Annotated in this window: 19 protein-coding genes and 1 tRNA gene; 12 read left to right on the forward strand and 8 right to left on the reverse strand. The window is 66.0% G+C overall.

All coding sequences use genetic code 11. The annotated features are described in order from the left end of the window. Positions 1–3: 3 nt before the first annotated feature. Positions 4–786 (forward strand): 3-hydroxybutyrate dehydrogenase, encoded by a 783-nt coding sequence (locus AB4Z00_RS03950; RefSeq protein ID WP_442045005.1) that lies wholly within the window; start codon positions 4–6, stop codon positions 784–786. Between the two features lie 85 nt (positions 787–871). Here AB4Z00_RS03950 and AB4Z00_RS03955 read toward each other — a convergent pair whose 3' ends face one another. The 3 genes from AB4Z00_RS03955 to AB4Z00_RS03965 all read right to left on the reverse strand — a co-directional run bounded on the left by AB4Z00_RS03955 (position 872) and on the right by AB4Z00_RS03965 (position 3,709). Further along, positions 872–2,221, reverse strand: a complete 1,350-nt coding sequence (locus tag AB4Z00_RS03955) for a glutamate--tRNA ligase (RefSeq protein ID WP_442045006.1) — start codon at positions 2,219–2,221, stop codon at positions 872–874. 32 nt (positions 2,222–2,253) lie between these two features. Continuing rightward, entirely contained in the window at positions 2,254–3,435 is a 1,182-nt protein-coding gene (locus AB4Z00_RS03960) for a benzoate/H(+) symporter BenE family transporter (protein ID WP_442045007.1), read from the reverse strand. Positions 3,436–3,633: 198 nt separating this feature from the next. Then, a tRNA-Ala gene (locus AB4Z00_RS03965) sits at positions 3,634–3,709 on the reverse strand. Positions 3,710–4,001: 292 nt separating this feature from the next. Between AB4Z00_RS03965 and AB4Z00_RS03970 the strand changes: the two genes are divergently transcribed. Continuing rightward, complete coding sequence (locus tag AB4Z00_RS03970) at positions 4,002–4,244, forward strand: hypothetical protein (protein ID WP_132264751.1); 243 nt, start codon at positions 4,002–4,004, stop codon at positions 4,242–4,244. A 310-nt stretch (positions 4,245–4,554) separates the two neighbouring features. On the opposite strand, the gene AB4Z00_RS03975 is transcribed toward AB4Z00_RS03970, so the two are convergent. Then, complete coding sequence (locus AB4Z00_RS03975; protein WP_021232409.1) at positions 4,555–4,728, reverse strand: hypothetical protein; 174 nt, start codon at positions 4,726–4,728, stop codon at positions 4,555–4,557. 168 nt (positions 4,729–4,896) lie between these two features. On the opposite strand from AB4Z00_RS03975, the gene AB4Z00_RS03980 reads away from it, so the two are divergent. The 6 genes from AB4Z00_RS03980 (at position 4,897) to AB4Z00_RS04005 (ending at position 12,657) form a co-directional block, all read left to right on the forward strand. After that, the gene (locus AB4Z00_RS03980; protein WP_442045008.1) at positions 4,897–5,901 is read left to right on the forward strand and encodes an ArsR/SmtB family transcription factor; all 1,005 of its coding nucleotides are present in this window, start codon (positions 4,897–4,899) and stop codon (positions 5,899–5,901) included. Then, positions 5,898–6,800, forward strand: coding sequence for a methylenetetrahydrofolate reductase [NAD(P)H] (metF, locus tag AB4Z00_RS03985; protein ID WP_442045009.1), 903 nt, complete (start codon positions 5,898–5,900; stop codon positions 6,798–6,800). The genes AB4Z00_RS03980 and metF overlap by 4 nt, the downstream gene beginning before the upstream one ends. 114 nt (positions 6,801–6,914) lie before the next feature. Beyond that, positions 6,915–7,961 carry a homocysteine S-methyltransferase family protein gene (locus AB4Z00_RS03990; protein ID WP_442045010.1) on the forward strand — a complete coding sequence of 349 codons (1,047 nt, stop codon included), beginning with the start codon at positions 6,915–6,917 and terminating at the stop codon, positions 7,959–7,961. A 4-nt stretch (positions 7,962–7,965) separates the two neighbouring features. After that, a complete protein-coding gene (locus AB4Z00_RS03995) occupies positions 7,966–8,493 on the forward strand; it encodes a GNAT family N-acetyltransferase (protein ID WP_132264743.1) in 528 nt (175 codons plus the stop codon). A 37-nt stretch (positions 8,494–8,530) separates the two neighbouring features. Continuing rightward, a complete protein-coding gene (gene metH / locus AB4Z00_RS04000) occupies positions 8,531–11,218 on the forward strand; it encodes a methionine synthase (RefSeq protein ID WP_442045011.1) in 2,688 nt (895 codons plus the stop codon). 245 nt (positions 11,219–11,463) lie between these two features. Next, positions 11,464–12,657: a cation:proton antiporter gene (locus tag AB4Z00_RS04005; protein WP_132264740.1), complete on the forward strand. Its 1,194-nt coding sequence runs from the start codon at positions 11,464–11,466 to the stop codon at positions 12,655–12,657. Between the two features lie 13 nt (positions 12,658–12,670). Here AB4Z00_RS04005 and AB4Z00_RS04010 read toward each other — a convergent pair whose 3' ends face one another. Then, positions 12,671–13,585: an SDR family NAD(P)-dependent oxidoreductase gene (locus AB4Z00_RS04010; protein ID WP_442045012.1), complete on the reverse strand. Its 915-nt coding sequence runs from the start codon at positions 13,583–13,585 to the stop codon at positions 12,671–12,673. A 138-nt stretch (positions 13,586–13,723) separates the two neighbouring features. Here AB4Z00_RS04010 and recQ point away from each other — a divergent pair, with 138 nt between their 5' ends. Further along, positions 13,724–15,529, forward strand: a complete 1,806-nt coding sequence (recQ, locus tag AB4Z00_RS04015) for a DNA helicase RecQ (RefSeq protein ID WP_442045013.1) — start codon at positions 13,724–13,726, stop codon at positions 15,527–15,529. A gap of 77 nt (positions 15,530–15,606) precedes the next feature. Continuing rightward, on the forward strand, positions 15,607–16,062 hold the full coding sequence (locus AB4Z00_RS04020; RefSeq protein WP_208324870.1) for a YaiI/YqxD family protein: 456 nt from the start codon (positions 15,607–15,609) through the stop codon (positions 16,060–16,062). A gap of 94 nt (positions 16,063–16,156) precedes the next feature. On the opposite strand, the gene AB4Z00_RS04025 is transcribed toward AB4Z00_RS04020, so the two are convergent. The 3 genes from AB4Z00_RS04025 to AB4Z00_RS04035 all read right to left on the reverse strand — a co-directional run bounded on the left by AB4Z00_RS04025 (position 16,157) and on the right by AB4Z00_RS04035 (position 18,667). Further along, the gene (locus tag AB4Z00_RS04025; protein ID WP_442045014.1) at positions 16,157–16,456 is read right to left on the reverse strand and encodes a hypothetical protein; all 300 of its coding nucleotides are present in this window, start codon (positions 16,454–16,456) and stop codon (positions 16,157–16,159) included. 204 nt (positions 16,457–16,660) lie between these two features. Continuing rightward, the gene (locus tag AB4Z00_RS04030; protein WP_442045015.1) at positions 16,661–17,011 is read right to left on the reverse strand and encodes a hypothetical protein; all 351 of its coding nucleotides are present in this window, start codon (positions 17,009–17,011) and stop codon (positions 16,661–16,663) included. A gap of 144 nt (positions 17,012–17,155) precedes the next feature. Next, positions 17,156–18,667 (reverse strand): L,D-transpeptidase family protein, encoded by a 1,512-nt coding sequence (locus AB4Z00_RS04035; RefSeq protein WP_442045016.1) that lies wholly within the window; start codon positions 18,665–18,667, stop codon positions 17,156–17,158. A gap of 201 nt (positions 18,668–18,868) precedes the next feature. On the opposite strand from AB4Z00_RS04035, the gene AB4Z00_RS04040 reads away from it, so the two are divergent. Both AB4Z00_RS04040 and acnA read left to right on the forward strand, forming a co-directional pair. Continuing rightward, the gene (locus tag AB4Z00_RS04040; protein WP_132264730.1) at positions 18,869–19,831 is read left to right on the forward strand and encodes a DMT family transporter; all 963 of its coding nucleotides are present in this window, start codon (positions 18,869–18,871) and stop codon (positions 19,829–19,831) included. Positions 19,832–19,974: 143 nt separating this feature from the next. Beyond that, a complete protein-coding gene (acnA, locus tag AB4Z00_RS04045) occupies positions 19,975–22,647 on the forward strand; it encodes an aconitate hydratase AcnA (protein WP_132264729.1) in 2,673 nt (890 codons plus the stop codon). The last annotated feature ends 6 nt before the right edge of the window (positions 22,648–22,653 follow it).

Below are 22,653 nucleotides of genomic sequence, written 5' to 3' on the forward strand. Positions count from 1 at the left end.
TAGATGAAACTGAAGGACAAGGCCTGCATCGTCACTGGCGCCGCCAGCGGAATCGGCAATGCCATCGCCCACAAGTACGCGGCCGAGGGCGGGAAAGTGGCGATCGCCGACCTCAACATGGACGCCGCGCAGAAGGCTGCCGACGAGATCGAAGCCAAGTACGGCACTGCCGCCCTCGCCGTCGCCATGGACGTGACCAGCGAGGATCAGGTGAATGCCGGCGTCGCCAAGGTGGTAGAGGCCTGGGGCACCGTGGACGTGCTGGTTTCCAATGCCGGCATCCAGATCGTCAATCCGGTGGACCAGTTCGCCTTCTCCGACTGGAAGAAGATGCTGGCCATCCATCTCGACGGCGCCTTCCTCACCTCCAAGGCCGTGCTGCCGCACATGTATGCGCAGAATGCCGGCTCGATCATCTTCATGGGTTCGGTCCATTCGAAGGAAGCGAGCCCGCTGAAATCCGCCTATGTCACCGCCAAGCACGGCTTGCTCGGCCTGGCGCGCGTGATCGCCAAGGAAGGCGGCAAGAAAGGCGTCCGTTCGAACGTGATCTGCCCCGGCTTCGTGCGCACGCCCCTGGTGGACAAGCAGATCCCCGAGCAGGCCAAGGAACTCGGCATTTCCGAGGACGAAGTCGTCAGCCGGGTGATGCTGGGCCAGACCGTCGACGGCGAATTCACCACCGTGGACGACATCGCCGAAGTGGCGCTGTTCTTCGCAGGGTTCCAGACCAACGCGCTCACCGGGCAGTCGCTGGTGGCGAGCCACGGTTGGTTCATGGAGTAACGCCAGGATCGCACCGCGTCAGGCGGCGCGCGGCGAACCCATTCCGAGGGTCTGGGGGATCATCCCCCAGACCTTCTTTATTTCTCTAGCCCGCCACGACCTTGAGCCGCGCCAGAGCCTCTTCGCGCCCGATCAGCGGCAGCAGCGCGCCCATGTCCGGCCCATGCTCCATCCCCGTCAGCGCCAGGCGCAGCGGCAGGAACAGCCCCTTGCCCTTGCGCCCGGTGGCATCCTTGAGCGCCCCGGTCAGCGCCTTCCACACCCCGTCGCTCCATTCGAGCTTCGACAGTACGGCGACGGCCTCGGCCAGATAGGCGCGGTCTTCCTCGGCCAGCGTGGGCACCTCGATCGGACCGATCACCACGGTCCACCAGTCGGCGGCCTCGTGGACATATGACAGGTTGGGGCGAATCGTTTCCCACGCCCCGGCGTCCATTTCATCCGGGAGCCGGTCGGAGACGGCCTCGAAAGGCAGCGCATGGACCACGGCGGCATTGACCCGCTGCAGTTCCACCTCGTCGAAACGGGCGGGCGCGCGTCCGAAGCGGGAAAGATCGAAGGCCGCCGCCAGTGCTTCCGCATCCAGCGCGGGATCGACCGGATCGCTGGTGCCAAGGCGCCCGAGCAGCGCCACGACGGCCTGCGGCTCGATGCCGATTTCCCGGAAATGCGCGACACCCAGCGAGCCGAGGCGCTTGGACAGCTTGCCTTCGGTACCCACCAACAGCGCCTCGTGCGCAAAAGCGGGGACCGGCGCGCCGAGCGCGGTGAACATCTGGACCTGCGCCGCGGTGTTGGAGACGTGATCCTCGCCGCGCAGGATCTGGGTGACACCCATGTCCACGTCGTCGATGGCCGAGGGCAGCATGTAGAGCCATGAACCGTCAGCGCGGCGAATCACCGGGTCGCTCATCTGCGCGGCATCGAACTTCTGGGGGCCGCGAATGCCATCTTCCCAGACGATGGGTTCGTCCCGGTCGAGCAGGAAGCGCCAGTGCGGCAGGTCGCCGCTGGCGATTCGCGCCGCCTTCTCCGCTTCGGACAAGGCCAGGGCGCCGCGATCGTAGATCGGCGGCAGGCCCCGGCCGAGAAGGACCTTGCGCTTCAGCTCCAGTTCCTGCGGCGTTTCCCAGCAAGGATAGACGCGCCCGGCGGCCTTCAGCTTTTCGAATTCCCGCTCGTAAAGCGCGAAACGGGCCGACTGGCGCTCCTCGCCGCTCCAGGCGATGCCGAGCCAGGACAAGTCGGCGCGGATGCCCTCGACATATTCCTCCTTCGAGCGCGCGGCGTCGGTGTCGTCGATGCGCAGCAGGAACCGGGCGCCCGCCTGCCCCTCGGCACCCTTTCGTGCCAGCAGCCAGTTGTGCAGCGCCGTGCGGATGTTGCCGACGTGGAGGTGCCCGGTGGGCGAGGGAGCGAAGCGGGTTACGGTCATGTCCCGCGCGTTACGGCGGGCCGGCCGGGAGGTCAATTTCGGCGCGCGAAAACCGCCTTGGCCGCCAGGGCCGCAAAGCCGGCCAGCAGCCCCCAGAACGCCGAGCCGATGCCGAGCAGCGAAACGCCGGACGCCGTCGCCGCGAAAGTCAGGATCGCGGCATCGCGCTCGGTCTTCTCGATGAGCATGTTCTCGATCGCACCCGACAGGGGCGCTATCAGGGCGATGCCGGTGAACGCGGCGATGGAGGCCTTGGGCATGGTCAGGAAGAACTGCACGAGCGGCGCGGAGAACAGCGCCAGGGCCAGGTAGAACCCGGCGTAGATCAACCCCACCGTCCAGCGGCGCGCCTGATCCGGGTGAGCATCGGAGCTGGTGCAGATCGCCGCGGTGATGGCCGCCAGGTTGACGCCGTGGGCGCCGAACGGCGCAAGCAGCATCGTCGCCAGCCCCGTGCCCAGCAGCAGGGGCTGCGGCCGAGGCTCGTAACCGGCGGTCCGCAGCACGACGAGGCCGGGCAGGTTCTGCGAGACCAGCGTGACGAGGAACAGCGGAACGCCGATGCTGGCCACGGCCTTTAGGTCGAAGGCGGGCATGACCGGCTCCAGCCCGCCGATCAGCGAGCGAGGCGCGAATCCGGCAACATCACCGCGCGTCAGTACGACCGCCACGCCCGAGACGAGCACCAGCAGCAAGGCATAGAGCGGAAAACGCTGTCGGGCGATGACGAAGACCAGCAGCAGGACCACGACCAGCAGCGCGTCGGTTTCCAGGGTGCGGAACAGCTGGAGGCAGAACGGCAGCAGCACTCCTGCAAGCATGGCCGAAGCCACCGAGGCGGGAATGCGCGCGGCCAGCCGCCCGAGTGCGGGCACCAGCCCCAGCAGGCACATCAGCGTCGCCGCCGCCATGAAGGCGCCGATCGCGACCGGCCAGGCCGCGCCGCCGTTGCTCGCGGCCAGCAGAGCCGCGCCCGGCGTGGACCACGCCAGCACCACCGGCATGCGCGTCCACAGCGAGAGAATCGCCCCGGCCACCGCTATGCCGAGGCAAAGCGCCGTCACTGCCGAACCGACCTGCCCGGCCTCGGCTCCCAGCGCCTGCATGGCCTGAACCACCAGGGCAACGGTGCCCCCGAACCCGATCAGGGCGGCGATCAACGCGGAAGTCCAGGAAGCGAGCGGCGGCAATGACGCAGAAACACGGGAAAGCATGGCGGTGCTATGGGCAGGTTTGTCCGGGATGGGAAGACCTTGGGCCCGGCCCTGCAGTACAGCGCCATTGCCGGCCCGGGATGGCCTGCACCCCGTCCGCGCTTCTCGCCAGGCCAGCAGGCAATAGGCATCGGACAGGCGATGAGCCTGACAGCATCTCTCTGATAAATCGGGAAGTTCGCGAATGTCGCGGGGAAATGGTGGAGCCTAGCGGGATCGAACCGCTGACCTCCTGCATGCCATGCAGGCGCTCTCCCAGCTGAGCTAAGGCCCCGTCCATTTCAGCGGATCGCACCTGGGCGGGCGATCCGGTCCCGCGCGCAGCGGCGTGGGAGGCAGCCCTCTAGATCGGCTTTTTCGATCTGACAAGAGAAACATTCACGGGTTTCGAAAGTTGTTCGAATGGTCATGAAACGAAGAGCGCGGAAGCGCCGACCGGCAGCGGGGCGGGCACAGCCGTCCGGCAGCACGTAAAGCTTCAGATGGCCAGGTTCATACGGGCGACATCTCGCCCGGCGCAGGCAAGTACAGAGGCATTGTGCGAAGGTGCGAAAGGGAGAGCGATCATGATTCGCAAGTTGATGACCGTCGCCGCGGCAATCGGCGTTCTGGCAGCCACCCCATCACTGGCAGCCAATTCCTGCCGCGATGCGCAGGGCAAGTTCGTGCCCTGCAAGACCGTGACGACCAAGAAGACCACCACCAAAGTCACTACCGCCAAAGTCACGCCCGGCGTGGTCAAGGGCACGGACGGCAAGTGCCGCTTCAGTTCGGGCGCCAAGAAGGGTCAGTTCACCAAGTGCCCGTGACCTGAATGTCGCAGGGAGTCCAAGGCGGGTTTTTCGCTGCGGGCTCCCGAGTGTCGGCCTGAAAATCGGGCGATAGGAAATGAGACGTGCACGTATCGGGCAGCGCAGCCATGCAAATAATGCTGTGCAAAATGCCTGTCGTCCGGGGCAAACGCACCTTCGCGGTGCGGGCAAATAAAAAACCCTCCCGGAGGGGAGGGCTTTTTCCGTCTCGGACGGACTTTCCGTGATCCCTCTTGATTTCCAAGAGAGGCGGAAAGCAACTGGGGGCCGGCAGACCAAGAAGGTCGGTACGCGGCCCCCGAACCGATTACTCGGCAGCCGCGGTGGCTTCTTCGGTAGCCGCTTCGGTGGTAGCAGCCAGAGTTTCCTCGGGCAGGGTCTCAACCGACTCGGTAGCAGCTTCGGTGGGCTTTTCGCCACCGCAAGCAGCGAGCGACAGAGCGGCAGCCGACGCGAACGCGGCAAAAGCAATCTTCTTCATGCGAATCCCCTTGCATTGTTTGGCGCACAGGCCAACGCTTGCAGGCAAGCCTGCGGTGCCATTCTTTAGACGAGACAATGGTGCAACGCAAACGGGAAGTAAGGGGCCGGAAATCCGCAGAAATCCTAGGGCTTGCACACATATAAAGATATCTTTATATGCCAGACCATGCAAATCGACCCCCTTCTGAGGGCTCTTTCCGAGCCGACGCGGCTACGCATCATGCGTCTGCTCGCACACATGGAACTGGCGGTCGGAGAGCTGGCGCAAGTGCTCGGACAGAGCCAGCCTAGAGTGTCCCGCCACGTCAAGATCCTGTGCGACGCGGGCCTCGCCCAGCGCCACAAGGAAGGTAGCTGGGTCTTCCTGCGCACGGCCGTGAAAGAAAAAAGCGAGCCGCCGATGGGCGCCGCCGCCGCACAGCTCCTTGCCATTGCCGAACGTGACGATCCGGCCTTTTCGGCGCGCTGCAACGAGGATCGCCGCCAGCTTGCTGCGATTCGCGAGGCCCGCGAGGCCAGCGCCCAGGCCTACTTCGCCAGCCATGCCAAGGAATGGGATTCGCTGCGCCAGCTTCATGGCGCGGACGGCCCGGTCGAATCGGCACTGCTCGCCGCTTTCGGACGCCAGAAGCTGGGTGCGCTGCTCGATGTCGGCACCGGCACCGGGCGCATGGCCGAGCTGCTCGCGGGCAAGGCCGGCCACGTCACCGCACTCGACAAGAGCCCGGACATGTTGCGAATTGCTCGTGCACGGTTGCAATCTTTGCCAGCGGACAAGGTTTCGTTGCTGCAGGGCGACTTCACCGCCCTGCCCTTCGTACCCGCCAGTTTCGACACCGTGCTGTTCCACCAGGTGCTCCACTATGCACAGGCCCCCGGCATCGTCCTGACCGAAGCCGCCCGCGTCACGCGCGAGGGCGGGCGCATCGCCGTGGTCGATTTCGCCGCGCACGAACGCGAAGATCTGCGCGAGCGCCACGCCCACGCCCGCCTCGGTTTCGCCGACGAGCAGATGGAGACGCTGCTGGCCGACGCGGGCTTCGCGCCGGAACCGCCGGTGGCGCTGCCCAGCGATGCGCTGACCGTAAAGATCTGGACGGCGCGGCGCCTGCCCGCTGCCGAACCCTCCGAGAACCCCGAGACTCAAGACAGAAAGACCGAACTCCCATGACTTTCGCCGAACGACCGGTCTCAGCCCCGCTTTTCGAGGACCTGCCGGGCGACATTTCCGTTTCCTTCGAGTTCTTCCCCCCCAAGACGGAGAAGATGGAGGAACAGCTCTGGGACGCGATCACCCAGCTTGCCCCGCTCGACCCCAGCTTCGTCTCGGTGACTTATGGCGCCGGCGGTTCCACGCGTGAGCGCACGCACTCCACCGTGTCCCGGCTGGTTCGCGAGACGCAGCTGGTCCCCGCCGCCCACCTGACCTGCGTGGGCGCGAGCAAGGACGAGATCGCCGAAATCGCCGACCAGTACTGGGAGGCCGGCGTACGCCACATCGTCGCCCTGCGCGGCGATCCGCCGCCGAGCAGCGGCGGTGTCTTCACCCCGCACCCGCAAGGCTATGCCGGCGCCGCCGACCTCGTTGCGGGCCTGAAGGCACGGCACGATTTCGACATTTCGGTGGCGGCCTACCCCGAAGTCCATCCGGAAGCGGCAAGCGCCGATGCCGACCTCGACAACCTGAAGCGCAAGCTGGATGCCGGTGCGAATCGCGCGATCACACAGTTCTTCTTCTCGACCGACGCCTATTTCCGGTTCCTCGACAAAGTGCTGGCCGCAGGCATCTTCGCGCCGATCCTGCCCGGCATCATGCCGGTGACGAGCTTCGCCGCGATCCGCCGCATGTCGGGCAATACGGAGATCCCGGGCTGGCTCGAAACCATGTTCGAGGGCCTGGACGAGCGCCCCGGCCCGCGCGCGCTGGTCGCCGCGGTCGCCGCTGCCGACTTGTGCCGCAGGCTCTATGAAGGCGGCGTGCGCGATCTTCACTTCTACACGCTCAACCGCGCCGAGCAGGCCTATGCGATCTGCCAGCTCCTCGGTCTGCGTCCGAAACCGGGCGCCTGAAACGCGGACGAGCATGCGGACTTGTCTCCGGGCCGTTCGTGCAGCAAGGCGCGATCGGCCCGAAGCGGACCCGGAACAACCGGCCCCGAGTGCGGGTGAGTAAGGACGAAAACCATGAGTGCCAGAGAACAGTTTCTCGCCGAAGCCGCCAAGCGCATCCTCATCACGGACGGCGCCTTCGGCACCGAAATCCAGCGCTGGAAGCTCAGCGAAGCGGACTATGCCGGCAACCTCGGCCTTACCCATGACCAGAAGGGCAACAACGACATCCTCGCGCTGACCAAGCCCGAGGTGCCGGAATCGATCCACCGCGCCTATTTCGAGGCCGGGGCCGACATTGCCGAGACCAACACCTTCTCGGCCAACCGCATCAGCCAGGCCGACTACGGCGCCGAGCACCTCGTGCGCGAGATCAACGTCGAATCGGCCAAGCTCGCCCGCCGCCTGGCCGACGAGTACCAGGCCAGGGACGGCCGCCCGCGCTTCGTGGCCGGCGCGATCGGGCCGACGAACAAGACGCTCTCGCTCAGCCCCGACGTCAACGATCCCGGCTACCGCGAGATCGACTGGGACGAACTGGTCGACGTCTACAAGGAACAGGCCGCCGCCCTCGTGGAAGGCGGCGCGGACTTCATCCTGATCGAGACCGTGTTCGACACGCTCAACGCCAAGGCCGGGATCATGGCCGTGCGCCACCTCGAAGCCGAACTGGGCCGCGAAGTGCCGATCATGATGTCCATGACGCTGACCGACCTGTCGGGCCGCAACCTTTCCGGCCATACGGTGGAAGCCTTCTGGCACGCGGTGCGCCATGCCCGTCCGGTGACGATCGGGCTCAACTGCTCCTTCGGCGCCACCCAGCTTCGCCCGCATGTGAAGACGCTGTCCGAACTCGCCGACACGCTGATCATGATCTATCCCAACGCCGGCCTGCCCAACGAACTGGGCGCCTACGACGAAATGCCCGAGACCACCGCGGGCTTCGTGGGCGAATGGGCCGTGGCGGGACAAGTCAACGTGCTGGGCGGCTGCTGCGGCTCCACGCCGGACCACATCGCCGCCATGGCGCGGAAAGTGGCGGGCCTGCCCCCGCGCCACCTGCCCGCCCTGGCCCCGGTCACGCGCCTTGCCGGCCTCGAACCTTTCACCATGGTCGGCTGACGGGATGACCGAATTTCCGATCTGGCGCATTCGCCCGGCGGGCGCCGACGATGCCGATGCGCTGTCCCTCGTGGCCGCCGCGACGTTCCTCGAGAGCTTCGCCGGCCTCGTCGACGGCGCGGGCATCGTCGCGCATTGCCTCAAGCAGCATTCGGCCGAGAACTACCGCAAATACCTGGCCAATGGCGCGCGGGCCTGGCTGGCCGAAGTCGAACCGGGCCATGCCCCGGTCGGCTATGCCCTGCTCTGCCGGCCCGAACTGGAACTGGCGGGTGAAGGCGACCTCGAACTCAAGCGCATCTATCTGTTCTCGCGCTTCCAGGGTTCGATGATGGCCGGCACCATGATGCGGATCGTGCGCGAGGCTGCCGCGACCAGCCACTCCCGGCTGCTGCTGGGCGTGAAGAACGACAATCACCGCGCCCTCGCCTTCTACGCCAAGCACGGCTTCGAAACGATCGGCACCCGGACTTTCGACGTGGGCGGCAAGACCTACGACGATTTCGTGCTCGCGCTCAATTTAGCGAACTGATTCGCTGGCCAAACTGATTCAACGAGAACCACACACCATGACCTCGATTCATTCCGGCGCCCGTTTCGTCAACATCGGCGAGCGCACCAACGTCACCGGCTCGGCGAAGTTCAAGAAGCTCATCATGGCCGGCGACTATCCCACCGCCGTCGACGTGGCCCGCCAGCAGGTGGACAACGGCGCGCAGGTGATCGATGTCAACATGGACGAAGGCCTGCTCGACGCGGTTGAGGCCATGACCACCTACCTCAAGCTGATCGCCGCCGAGCCGGATATCGCCCGCGTGCCGGTGATGATCGACAGTTCGAAGTGGGAAGTCATCGAGGCCGGGCTCAAGTGCGTGTCGGGCAAGCCGATCGTCAATTCGATCTCGATGAAGGAAGGCGTCGAACCGTTCCTGGCCCAGGCCCGCAAGTGCATGGATTATGGCGCCGCCGTCGTGGTCATGGCCTTCGACGAGACCGGCCAGGCCGATACCCGCGAACGCAAGATCGAGATCTGCTCGCGCGCCTACGAGCTGCTGACCGGCATCGGCTTCCCGCCCGAGGACATCATCTTCGACCCCAACGTCTTCGCGGTCGCCACCGGCATCGAGGAGCATGACCGCTACGGGCTGGACTTCATCGAGGCCGTGGTCGAAATCCGCAAGGCCTGCCCGCACGTCCACTTCTCGGGCGGCCTTTCCAACCTCTCGTTCTCGTTCCGCGGCAACGAGACGGTGCGCCGGGCGATGCACTCGGTGTTCCTCTACCACGCGATCCCCGCCGGGCTCGACATGGCCATCGTCAACGCGGGCCAGCTCGACGTCTACGACCAGATCGACCCCGCCCTGCGCGAGGCTTGCGAAGACGTCATCATGATGCGCCGCCCCGGCGTGGGCGAGGATGGCAAGACCTCCACCGAACGGTTGATCGAACTGGCCGAGAGCTTCAAGGGCAAGGACGCCGTGGCCGAAAAGGCCGCCGAGGAATGGCGCGGCTGGGACGTGGTCAAGCGCATCGAACACGCGCTGGTGCGCGGCATCGACGCTCATGTCGTCGAGGATACCGAGGAAGCCCGCGCCGCGATCGCGGCTCGCGGCGGCCGCCCGATCGAAGTGATCGAAGGCCCGCTGATGGGCGGCATGAACGTGGTCGGCGACCTGTTCGGCTCGGGCAAGATGTTCCTGCCGCAAGTCGTAAAGTCGGCCCGCGTCATGAAGAAGGCCGTGGCCCACCTCATTCCGTTCATCGAAGCGGAAAAGGACGCCAAGACCAAGGCGAAGGGCCGGATCATCATGGCCACCGTCAAGGGCGACGTCCATGACATCGGCAAGAACATCGTCGGCGTCGTGCTTCAGTGCAACGGCTACGAAGTGATCGACCTTGGCGTCATGGTGCCCTGGAGCAAAATCCTCGAGGCCGCCAACGAGCACGAGGCGGACATCATCGGCCTCTCGGGCCTCATCACCCCCTCGCTTGACGAGATGGTGACCGTGGCCGAGGAAATGCAGCGCGCCGGGATGACCATCCCGCTGCTGATCGGCGGCGCCACGACCTCCAAGGTCCACACCGCCCTGCGCATCGACCCGGCCTACGAAGGCCCCGTCGTCCATGTGCTCGACGCCAGCCGCGCGGTCGGCGTCGCCTCGCAGCTGCTGTCCGACACCCAGGCCACCGGCTTCATCGCCTCGACGGCGGACGAATACGAGAAAGTCCGCGTGGCCCGCGAAGGCAAGGGTCAAAGCGAACTGCTCTCCATCGCCGACGCCCGCGCCAACGGCTTCTCCGCCGACTTCGCGCAGAAGCCGGGTGCACCGGTGAAGCCCGGCCTCCATGTCTTCGAGGACTGGAACCTGAACGAACTGGTCGACGTGTTCGACTGGACGCCGTTCTTCCGCGCCTGGGAACTGGCAGGCACGTATCCTGCCATTCTCGAGGACGACGTGGTGGGCGAAAGCGCCCGCAGCCTGTTTGCCGACGCGAAGGCGATGCTCGCGCAGATCGTCGAGGAAAAGTGGCTCACTGCCAAGGGCGTCTGCGCCTTCTGGCCCGCCGCGACCAAGGATGACGACGTGATCGTCGGCGCCGGCGGCATGGACCCGGAGGTCGTCTACGACGCCATCCAGCAGGGCGTCCATGAAGGCCCGGATTTCGTCCGCCTGCCGTTCCTGCGCCAGCAGTTCAAGAAGAGCCGCGGCCGCGCCAACTACTGCCTTTCCGACTTCGTCGATCCGGCGGGCGACTGGCTGGGCGGCTTCGCGGTGGGCATCCACGGCATCGAACCGCACCTCGAACGCTTCCAGGCCGCGCATGACGACTATTCGGACATCCTGCTGAAGGCGCTGGCCGACCGCTTCGCCGAGGCCTTCGCCGAACGCCTGCACCAGCATGTCCGCACGACGCTCTGGGGCTATGCGCCGGACGAGCAGTTCACCAACGAAGCCCTGATCCGCGAGGAATATCGCGGCATCCGCCCGGCGCCCGGCTATCCGGCCTGCCCGGACCATTCGCTGAAGCCGATGCTGTTCGATCTGCTGAAGGCGCAGGACAATGCAGGCATCACCCTGACCGAAAGCCAGGCCATGCTGCCCACCGCCGCCGTCTCGGGCTTCTACTTCGGCCACCCGGAAAGCCAGTATTTCGGCGTGGCCCGCATCGGCCGCGACCAGCTCGAAGACTATGCCGAACGCCGCGACGTGGACCTTGCCGTGGCCGAACGCTGGCTGCGCCCCAACCTCGACTGACAACAAGGTAGGGCATCGCCCGAATTACGGGCATCGCCCGAATTACATGAGCGTGAGACCTCCTTTTCGTCGCCCGACGAAATGGGGGTCTCACGCTCCAGGAAATGAGGCGTGAGGGCGGCCGGCAACACACTCATTCGATTGCAATCCGGAAAACTCCCGGAAAAACCCAGCGGTCCCGATTGTCCATTCCGACCGGGCAAGGCATCCATCCCCCCGATAAGAAACATGGGAATGGGGACCCGATGGGGACGACCGAAATCTATCTGATCGCGTTGACGATCATCCTCGGCGCGCCGTACCTGGTATGGCGGCTGCTTCGCACCGAACATTGGGCGCCGCTGGTCGTCGTCCAGATCATCGGCGGCATCCTGCTCGGCCCCGGCGTGCTCGGCCATGCCGCGCCCGCGTTCCATGCCTTCGTCTTCAATCCGCAAGTCATGACCGCGCTTAACGGCGTGGCATGGTGGGCGGTGATGATGTTCGTCTTCGTCGCCGGGGTGGAACTCGATCTGTCCGACGCCTGGAAGCACCGCGGCGAGACCACGCTCACCGCCGCCTGCGCCTTGCTGACGCCGCTGCTGTTCGGATCGATCGCCGCGGCCCTGCTACTGCGCACGCCCGGATGGATCGGGCCGAAGGGCACTTATCCGCAGGCCGTGCTTGGCGTGGGCATGGCCTGTGCGGTCACGGCGCTGCCGATCCTGGTGCTGCTGATGGAAAAGCTGGGCGTGTTCCGCGAACCGCTCGGCCAGCGGCTGCTGCGCTATGCCAGCCTGGACGATATCGCCATCTGGGGCGTGCTCGCCCTGATCCTCGTCGATTGGGAGCGCGTGGGACGGCAGGGCCTGTTCCTTCTCGCTTTTGCGGCGGCCTCGTTCCTGGTCCGCGCCCTGTTCAAGCGCCTGGGCGAACAGGACCGATGGTTCGTGTCGCTGATCTGGCTGGCGCTGGTCAGCTTCGCCGCAGACTGGTCCGGCCTGCATTTCATGGTCGGCGCCTTCCTTGCCGGTGTCGTGCTCGACGCCCGCTGGTTCAGCCGCGAGAAGCTGGACCTGTTCCGCGAATTCCTGCTGCTCACGGTCATGCCGGTATTCTTCCTCAGCACCGGGCTTCGCACCGACTGGGGCATGGGCGGCCTGCTGGTCATGGGCGCGGCGCTGCTGTTCCTGCTGGCCTCGGTGGCAGGCAAGCTGGCCGGCGTGCACCTGGCCGGCCGCCTGCTGGGCTGGAAGAAGGGCGATGCCACGGTGATCGGCTGGATGCTCCAGACCAAGGCCCTGATCATGATCATCTTCGTCAACGTGCTGCTCGACAAGCGGATCATCACGCCCGAGACGTTCACCGCCCTGCTGCTGATGGCGGTCATGAGCACCATGCTGACCGTGCCCATCGTCAAGCCCCGCCTTGCCCGAATGGGGCAGGACGGGGCCGTTTGACCGGAAGCCGATTTCACCCCGGGCCGTTGACGACCTGGCCCACGCCTTCCCGGCCGGACAGTTTCTCCGCCGCCTGCCAGAACGCCTCGACGAAAGCCGCGTCCTCGACCAGGGGATTGGGCTTTCGGCGCGCCCGTTCGAACCAGTAATCGCCGCTCGATTCGCCCGGTTCTGCCGCCGTCGCCAGCCAGATCACCGTATCGGCGCCCTGCGCCGGCGACAGCTTGGGCGCGTCACCGTAGGCGGCCTGGACGCTCTCCGGCGTGTGGGAGAAGAAGTTGCTGCCCACCGTGCCGGGGTGGACCGAGTGCGCGACGATCCCATCCTTCGCCAGCCGGGGCGCCAAAGCCCGCGCGTGCAGCACATTGGCAAGCTTGCCGCTGCAATAGGCCGCGCCGGGGCTCCAGTTGTCCAGGTTCTGGAGGTCTTCCAGGTTGATCGCGGGAATCATCTCGCTGCCGTCCGAGGCGGTGTTGACGATCCGGACGCTGCCGGCCCCTGCCCCGCCGCTCCTGACCGCTGCCTGGCGCAGCAGCGGCAGCAGCCTTGCGGTCAAGGCGAAAGGCCCCAGGAAATTCGCCGCGTAGTTCGCCTCGAAACCCTCGGCCGTGATGGCCTGTTCGCGCGCCATGCCGCCCGCATTGTTAACCAGCACGTCCACGCGGTCGACCTTTCCGGCGATCTCGTCCGCCAGACGGTCCACGTCGGCCAGCAACGAGAGATCGGCGCGGAGCATCTCCGCTTCGCCGCCGCCTGCGCCGATCTCGGCCGCAAGCGCCGCCGCGGCTTCGGCGCAGCGCCCGGCATCGCGGCCCACGCCGATCACCCGGAAACCCTGCCGTGCCAGCGCCTTTGCCGTCTCCAGACCGATGCCCGAACTGGCGCCCGTCACCACCGCCACGCGCCCTGATTGTGCTCCAGAACCCATGCTTCACGCTCCTCTCGCTTCTCGTTGCCGCCATTTCGACTACTCGCGCGGCCAAACCGCAAGCGATTGGGGCGGAAACGGAGGAAATCATCGGTTCGGCGGTTTTCAGACCTGCCATCGCTCTGCCATAAGCGCCCCGTGCCAGACGCTGACCCTCTTGCCGATCTCCTGCCTGACGCGCACGAAGCGCTCCATGCCACATTCGGCTTCAACGCCTTTCGCGGCGTGCAGGAACAGGTGGTCACGCGCGCGCTTTCGGGCCGCTCCACCCTGGCGGTCATGCCGACCGGCGCGGGCAAATCGCTGACCTATCAGCTGCCCGCGGTCATGCTGGACGGCACTTGCGTGGTGGTTTCGCCGCTGATCGCGCTGATGCACGACCAGTTGCGCTCGGCCACTGCCAACGGCATCCGCGCCGCCACGCTGACCAGCGCCGATGCCGATCGCGGCCTCACCATGGACCGCTTCCGCGCGGGCGAGCTGGACTTGCTCTACATCGCCCCCGAACGCGCGAGCCAGCCCCATTTCCGCGAGCTGCTCGAACAGTCGCGCGTCGCCCTTTTCGCCATCGACGAAGCGCACTGCGTTTCCGAATGGGGCCACGATTTCCGGCCGGACTACCGCCTGCTGCGGCCGCTGCTGGACGCTTTCCCGCAAGTGCCGCGCCTCGCCCTGACGGCCACGGCAGACCATCATACCCGCACCGACATTCTCGCCCAGCTCGGCATTGCCGAAGAAGGGCTGATCGTCGCCGGGTTCGACCGTCCGAACATCCGCTACACCATCCGCCCGCGCGACAATGCGATGCGGCAGCTGAAAGCGGTGATGGAGGAGAACCCCGGCCCGGGCATCGTCTACGCTCCCACCCGCGCCCGCGTGGAGCAACTGGCCGAGACTCTGGCCTCCGCCACCGGGCGGCGCGTGCTGCCCTATCACGCCGGGCTCGATCCCGAAGTGCGCGCCCGCAACCAGGCCGCCTTCGTGGCCTCGGAAGACATGGTCATGGTGGCCACGGTGGCCTTCGGCATGGGCATCGACAAGCCGGACGTGCGCTTCGTCGCCCATGCCGGCATTCCGAAGTCGATCGAGGCCTATTACCAGGAAACCGGCCGCGCCGGGCGCGATGGCGATCCTTCGGTGGCGATGATGTTCTGGGGAGCCGACGATTTCGCCCGCGCCCGCCAGCGCCTCTCCGAGATCGAACCGCACCGGCTGCAAAGCGAACGCCAGCGCCTCGATGCCCTCGCGGGTCTTGTCGAAACCGCCGAATGCCGCCGCGCGGTCCTGCTCCGCCACTTCGGCGAGACGCCCGCGCCTTCCTGCGGAAACTGCGACAATTGCCTGGAGCCGGCAGGTGTGATCGACGTGACGGAAGTGGCGCGCAAGCTGCTTTCGGCCGTCTATCGCACCGGCCAGAGCTATGGGCTGGGCCACCTCGAAAAGGTCCTGACCGGGGCGAGCGACGACCGCGTGCTGCAGCGCGGGCACGACCAGCTTTCGGTCTTCGGCATTCTCACCGAGGAAGAGCAGCCACTGCTCAAGCCGCTGGCCCGCGCACTCCAGGCCCGCGGCAGCCTCTTGCCGACCGAACATGGCGGCCTTTCGCTGGGCGGAGACGCGCGCGAAATCCTCAAGGGCGAGGCTTCGGTGCAGATCGTCGTCCCGCCCAAGCGCGAGAAGAAGCGCCGCGGTGGACGCGGCGCGGCGGACGGCGGCGCGAACCCGGTCGGCGATCCCCTGTTCGATGCCCTGCGCGCCTTGCGCCGCGATCTCGCCCAGGAAGCGGGCGTGCCGCCCTATGTCGTGTTCCATGACGCCACTTTGCGCGAAATGGCCGCCGCGCGCCCATCGTCGCTGGCACAGCTCGGAGAGATCGGCGGCGTCGGCGCCCGCAAGCTGGAAGCCTATGGCGAGGCCTTCCTCGAAGTCCTGCGCCAGTTCTGAACCTTCCCGTTTCGCGCCGAGCCGGGTCGATCACGCCTCCGGTCGCCATTTGCCGCCCAAAGCGCTAAAGGGCCCACATGATCCGCATATTGATCGATGCCGACGCCTGCCCGGTGAAGGACGAGACCTACAAGGTTGCAGCCCGCCACAAGGTGCCGGTGGTCGTCGTCAGCAACAGCCCCATCCGCGTTCCGCAAGGCCCGCTGGTCTCGCGCAAGCTGGTGAGCGACGCGTTCGACGCCGCTGACGACTGGATCGTCGAGAACACCGGCCCGGGCACCGTCGTGATCACCGCCGACATCCTGCTGGCCGACCGCTGCCTCAAGCTCGGCGCCGAAGTGGTCGCGCCCAACGGCAAGCCTTTCACCACGTCCTCGATCGGCAGCGCCATCGCCACGCGGGCGATCATGGCCGACCTCAGGGCAGGCGGCGATGTGGTGGGAGGCCCGCCGCCCTTCAGCAAGACCGACCGATCGCGCTTCCTCTCCAGTCTGGATGAGACGCTGGTGCGATTGCAGCGCCGCCAGTTCTAGCCCAGCGCGTTCTCATGACGGACCACCGGGAGACGGCTGCCCGCCCAGGATCCGCGCTGCGCGGCGGCCGGTACGCGGGCTGGGAAACGATCGCCTAGCCCAGCCGATAGGGCGTGGGATCACCGCGTTCACGGATCAGCATCTGCCGCGCATCCTTGCGCAGGCGCAGGCAGACTTCTTCGCGGGCCTCGTCGCCCAGCCTTTCGGGAAATCCGCGAAGCGCCGCCTCGTATCCGTGTTCGACGAGCGCATCCAGCACCGCCGCTTCATCGGTTTCGAAAGCCCGCGCCATCAACTTGAGATTGCGGACGGTCTCGCGAAGTTCGAAATCGGTAAGGCGGCCGGATTCGAACTCTTCCTTGCGCAGCAGCGCCCGCCGCAGATCCCACACCATGATCGGCCTCCCCAAGAAACCGCGAACGGGTCCAAGGTCGTGAACGCATGAATAGCGCCATCGAGGTTTGAGGTGAAATGGTTCGGCGCCAGGCAGGAAGCCGCAGGAATATCCCGGTGGTTCAGAGGCTCCCGGCATGGCGAGAGACCTTTTCGGGCAAACCCGGACGGCCCGCCAAGATTGCGCCGCTTATGCGGTCACGGCCTAATCCTCGCGGCCGTCGAAGGAAACCGGCACGGCCAGGCGGAATGGCAGGTCGGGGGAGGCGATGCGCGATTCCGTGCCGTTGTCGTGGATCAGGACGGCCCGTCCGACGCCCGGCGTCGCCACAACGGCGACGACACTGTCCACCCAAGCGTGCAGCAGCGCCTTGGCGCGTGCGAGTTCGGAGGCTTCGCGGGTCGTGGTGCCGGATGCTTCGAGTTCGGCTTCCAGCTCGGCAATGCGCGAGGTGGCTTCCGCGATACGATCGCCGTGAGCGCCGTCACCCGAGGAGCTGCCGCCCAAGGAAATGCCGGCGCCGCCGCCGGTTTCTTCGCTGGCCTGTTCGCTCATGCTCTGGTCTCCCGCGCCCGGATGGTTCTTGTTGCCTGACGACTAGGTGGCCACCGGGACCAAGAGAGGCAAGGCCCCGGCAATCGCTCTCGCGGTAACCGGGGCCCTGGAACGTCTTTCCGCGGTCGACGCGGATTTCGCAGGTCAGAGAGGATTGTCGAGCTTGATGATCTCTTCCTCGCTGGCACGCTGGGTCGTCTTGAGCTGGCGCGGACCGGCAAAGCTGTCGAGCACCGGCTTGTCGCGGGCATAGAGATCGTCGAACGGCTTGAGCTGGCCGTCGATCGAGCGGGCATACGTGAAATAGGTGAGGTAGACCGGGAAGGTCCGCGTCATCTCGACCTTGGTATAGTCGCCCGAGCGGGAGATCTCGGCGGCTTCGGCGGCGGTCTTCTTGGCGCCGAGGATCGCCATGGTCATGCCCAGTTCCACGGCGCGCTCGGTGCGGATGCAGCCGTGGCTGAAGGCGCGAACGTCCGAGTTGAAATACTGCTTCGACGGGGTGTCGTGCAGGTAGATCGCGTGGGGGTTGGGCATGTCGATCTTCATCAGGCCGAGCGAGTTGTTGGCGCCCGGCTGCTGGACCACGGTGATCGTGCCGTCGCCGTTCTTGGTGGCCTTGTAGCCTGCCGAACGCGCCCAGCCGGGGTTGTTCAGCACTTTGGCGCCCAGGCCTTCGCCCTTCACGATCGACTGCGGCACGGTCCAGGTGGGGTTGAAGACCACTGCGCTCACCGTCTCGGCCAACTGCGGCGTGGCCGTGCGGCCGGGCTTGCCAACCACGGTCTTGTAGCTGCGGATGATCTTGTTCTTGACCACCAGGCGGAGCTGGAATTCCGGAATGTTGGTCATCAGGTAGACGTCGCCGAGATCGCGGGCGAGCCAGCGCCAGCGGTCCATGTTGGCCTGGATCAGCGCGCGGCGCGCCTTGTTGGCCATGGGCGTGGCGTTGAGATCGGCCTTGAGCGCCGCATAGTCGGGGTTGGTCGGCGCGAGCTTGTCCACCACGCCGGCCACGTCATGCTCGGAAAGCGACTGCGCCATGATCTGCGCGGTGGGCATCACGTCCTGGTCGGGGTCTACCGCAAACCACTGCACGCGGGCTTTCATCGGGGTGCGGCCGTCGCGCAGATCCTCGATCAGCCAGCCGAAGACACGGCTCGCCAGCGCGTCAAGCTCGTCGCCTTCGCCCTTGGCGATCGCGGCGCGCAAGGCCGAGGGCTGGTAGTCGGCCGGCACGAGACCTTCCTTGCCGATATATTCGACCGTGGCGAGCAGGGCCTTGGCGTCCGCCATGGACCAGGCCATGACCGGCTCGGCCACGACAACGTCCTGCACCACCGGCTGCGAAACCGTGGGGATCGCGGTGGGAACCACGGCAGGCGGGACCACCGGCTGCACCGCTACCGGGCGCGTGGCCGTCTTGGCGGCGGGCTTCGCAGTCGCCGTGGGTTTGGGCGTTGGTGTGGGCGTGGGGGTCGCCTGCGTGGTCGGCAGAATAGAGGTGGGCGCCGAGACGGTCTTCTTCTTCGCCGCATCGGCCTTGGAGGACGCGGTCTTGGTATCCGTCTTTCCGTCCGACTTCTGGGCCAGAGCCGGCTGCGCTGCAAGACCCGTCGCCGCCATGACCGCCAGCACGCTGCAACCGAACCTCATGAAACTCGCCATTGTGATCTGAACCTGCCCTTGGTGATGCTGGAATGATATCGAGGGAAACGCAGCCAAGGATAACTGGCTGCAGACCTTGCCGCTTTGCCCCCATATAGTGCCTTCTTCAAGGATTTCGCCTGTCCCTGCGATGAATTGCTTGCATTGGCGCTTGCGCGGGGCCGCGCGGGAGACGAGAGCCGGGGCCTGATGAGCGCTCCTGCCGCCCCTGATATAGAGTCTTCGCCGGGCTCGCCGCTCGGCCTGCACCCCGCCGGTCGCCCCTCGGCGCTGCCGGTGCTGGCCGTCATTGCCGGGATCGCCACGTTCAGCGCCATGGACGCGATGATAAAGGGCGCCGGGCTCGCGGTGGGCGTCTATACGGCGCTGCTGCTGCGCAATCTCTTCGGCACGGTCCTGACGTTCCCGCTCTGGCTCTCGGCCGGGCGACCGCTGCCTTCCCGCGCAGTGCTGAAGGTCCATGCCCTGCGCGCGGCGATCACTTCGGCCATGGCCGCACTCTTTTTCTATGGCCTGGTACGAATTCCTATGGCCGAGGGAATCGCCATTTCCTTCGTGTCCCCGATCATTGCGCTCTATTTCGCAGCGCTTTTCCTGGGCGAGACGATCCGGCCGCGCGCCGTCGTCGCTTCGCTGCTGGGCATTCTGGGCGTGCTGGTGATCACTGCCGGCCGGCTCGGATCGGGCGCCTATTCTGACGAAGCGATAGCGGGCACGGCGGCGATCCTGCTCTCGGCCGTGTTCTACGCCATGAACCTGGTGCTCCAGCGCAAACAGGCGCTTCTGGCCAGGCCGGTAGAGATCGCGCAATTCCAGAACCTGCTGGTAACGTTGATTTTCCTGGTGTTTTCCCCCTGGCTTGCAGTCATGCCCGATCCCCGCAGCCTGCTGCTGATCCTGGCCGGCGCCGTGCTGGCGACATGCGCGCTGCTGTTCCTGTCCTGGGGCTATGCCCGCGCCGAGACGCAAGTGCTGCTGCCGATCGAGTATACCGGCTTTTTCTGGGCCGCCCTGCTTGGCTGGCTGATGTTCGGAGAGCGCCTTGATCTCGCAACTGTTGCCGGCACGATACTGATCGTTATCGGCTGCTGGACAGGTGCACGCAACGCAAGAGTCGAGTCCCAGGTACCACGCAAGCCCCCCTTGACCTGAGGGCCGCGAGCGCGCATCGGCGGGGCCGAAGAATCCGCTTGTCGCGATGCAGCACGGCGATCATTTTCGGAACCTGGGCTAGTGGGTTGCGAAATAGCCGCTCTTCTCGTGGCACGCTCCATACAGAAGGGGATAATACCCAAATGACCCAGGTCGGACAGGACACGCTCGGCACCCGCAGCACCATGACAGTCGGCGGCAAGCAGATCGCCTACTACTCCCTCAAGAAAGCCGCCGAAAAGATCGGCGACGTTTCGCGCCTTCCCTTCTCGATGAAGGTCCTTCTCGAGAACCTCCTGCGCTTCGAAGACGGCGGCTTCACCGTCGCCACCAAGGACATCCAGGCGATTGCCGACTGGCAGAAGAACCCTGCCACGGGCGAGGAAATCCAGTACCGCCCGGCCCGCGTCCTGCTTCAGGACTTCACCGGCGTGCCCTGCGTGGTCGACCTTGCCGCCATGCGCGACGCCATCGCCACCCTCGGCGGCGACACCAGCAAGATCAACCCGCTGGTCCCCGTGAACCTGGTGATCGACCACTCGGTCATGGTCGACGAATTCGGCCACCCCAAGGCGTTCGAAGAGAACGTGGAAATCGAATACCAGCGCAACATGGAGCGCTACGACTTCCTCAAGTGGGGCTCGAAGTCGCTCGACAACTTCTATGCCGTTCCCCCGGGCACCGGCATCTGCCACCAGGTCAACCTGGAGAACATCGCCAAGACCGTGTGGTCCAGCGAAGACCAGAACGGTGAACTGGTCGCCTATCCCGACACCTGCGTCGGCACCGACAGCCACACCACCATGGTCAACGGCCTGGGCGTGCTGGGCTGGGGCGTCGGCGGCATCGAGGCGGAAGCCGCGATGCTCGGCCAGCCGGTCTCGATGCTCATCCCCGAAGTCGTCGGCTTCAAGCTGACGGGCGAACTGAAGGAAGGCGTGACCGCCACCGACCTCGTGCTGACCTGCACCGCCATGCTGCGCAAGCACGGCGTGGTCGGCCGCTTCGTCGAATACTTCGGCCCCGGCCTCGCCTCGCTGTCGCTGGCCGACCGTGCGACGCTCGCCAACATGGCCCCGGAATACGGCGCCACCTGCGGCTTCTTCGGCATCGACGACAAGACGATCGACTACCTGCGCCTCACCGGCCGCGAGGAAGAGCAGATCGCCCTCGTCGAAGCCTATGCCAAGGAGCAGGGCTTCTGGATCGACCCGGCCGCTGCCGACCCGATCTTCTCCTCGACCCTCGAACTCGACATGTCGACCGTCGTGCCTTCGCTCGCCGGCCCGAAGCGTCCGCAAGACTGGGTCGCGCTTCCCGACGTGGACGACGTGTTCAACAAGGACATGGCCGAGACCTACAAGAAGACCGCTGCCCGCGTTCCCGTGGAAGGCAAGGACTTCGACATCGGTGATGGCGACGTCATGATCGCCGCCATCACCAGCTGCACCAACACCTCGAACCCGGGCGTGCTGGTTGCCGCCGGTCTCGTCGCCAAGAAGGCCGACGAACTGGGCCTGAAGCCGAAGCCCTGGGTCAAGACCTCGCTGGCGCCGGGTTCGCAGGTCGTCACCGACTACCTCGAGAAGGCCGGTCTCCAGTCGCACCTCGACAACATCGGCTTCAACCTCGTCGGTTACGGCTGCACCACCTGCATCGGCAACTCGGGTCCGCTCGCGGAGCCGATCTCGAAGGCGATCAACGAGAACGGCCTGGTCGCCAGCGCCGTGATCTCGGGCAACCGCAACTTCGAAGGCCGCGTCAGCCCCGACGTGCGCGCCAACTTCCTGGCCTCGCCGCCGCTGGTCGTCGCTTACGCTCTGAAGGGCACCGTGGTGGAAGACTTCACCACCACCCCGATCGGCGTCAGCAAGGACGGCACGGACGTGTTCCTCAAGGACATCTGGCCGACCAACCTCGAAGTCAGCACCACGATGAACGCCTGCGTCGATCGCGGCATGTTCCAGGCCCGCTATGCAGACGTCTACAAGGGCGACAAGCACTGGCAGGCGATCAACGTCGTCGGTTCGGACACCTACTCGTGGCGCGCCGGTTCGACTTATGTCGCCAACCCGCCGTACTTCGAGGGCATGGAAATGACCCCGGCGCCGGTGAACGACATCATCGAGGCCAAGCCCCTGCTGATCCTCGGCGATTCGATCACCACCGACCACATCTCGCCGGCCGGGTCGATCAAGGCCGACAGCCCGGCGGGCCAGTGGCTGATGGAGCACCAGGTCGCCAAGGCGGACTTCAACTCCTACGGTTCGCGTCGTGGCCACCACGAAGTCATGATGCGCGGCACGTTCGCCAACATCCGCATCCGCAACGAAATGGTCCCCGGCATCGAAGGCGGCATGAGCCGCTTCGGTGAAGAGGTTCTGCCGGTCTACGACGTCGCGCAGAAGTACAAGGAGCAGGGCACGCCGATGGTGGTCGTGGCCGGCAAGGAGTACGGCACCGGTTCGTCGCGCGACTGGGCGGCCAAGGGCACCAACCTGCTGGGCGTCCGCGCCGTGATCGTCGAGAGCTTCGAGCGTATCCACCGCTCGAACCTGGTCGGCATGGGCGTGCTTCCGCTTCAGTTCAAGGACGGCGACAGCCGCCAGTCGCTCGGCCTGACCGGCGACGACGCCTTCACGATCAAGGGCGTCGCCAGCCTCAAGCCGCGCCAGGACGTGGAAGTGGAAGTGACCCGTCCGGACGGTTCGACCTTCACCTTCACCGCGCTGTGCCGCATCGATACCGCCAACGAAGTGGAATACTTCAACAACGGCGGCATCCTGCAGTACGTGCTGCGCAAGCTGGCCGCCTAAAAAGCA

The sequence above is a fragment of the Novosphingobium sp. YAF33 genome, assembly GCF_052113265.1.
In the GTDB taxonomy this organism is placed as follows: Bacteria; Pseudomonadota; Alphaproteobacteria; order Sphingomonadales; family Sphingomonadaceae; genus Novosphingobium.